Origin of the sequence: Psychrobacter proteolyticus (genome assembly GCF_038155145.1) — a bacterium.
GTDB classification, from domain to species: domain Bacteria; phylum Pseudomonadota; class Gammaproteobacteria; order Pseudomonadales; family Moraxellaceae; genus Psychrobacter; species Psychrobacter proteolyticus_B.
In genome coordinates this window covers 1-245 of the sequence record NZ_JBAKAY010000050.1, presented here as the reverse complement: position 1 = coordinate 245, position 245 = coordinate 1, and the positions used below count along the sequence as shown (strand labels likewise).

At 45.7% G+C, this 245-nt stretch carries 1 protein-coding gene; it reads left to right on the top strand.

Going from position 1 to position 245, the window contains the following annotated elements:
• A partial coding sequence (locus V6252_RS12970) for a glutaminase (RefSeq protein ID WP_341610726.1) occupies nt 1-245 on the top strand: 245 nt, incomplete at both ends.

Here is a 245-nt window from a genome sequence, read left to right as displayed (position 1 = left end):
CCGAGATTTTAGATGAAGTTCGCCCTTTAATTGGTCAGGGAAAGGTCGCTGATTATATTCCTGCATTAGCTCGCGTATCGAACCAGAAACTGGCGATTGCGGTATACACCAATGAAGGTGAAGTGATTCAAGCTGGTGATGCTGATGAAGCCTTTTCTGTGCAGTCAATTTCTAAAGCCTTAAGTCTGACATTGGCGATGGTGTTGTATAAGCCAGAAGAGATATGGCAGCGCGTAGGGAAGGAG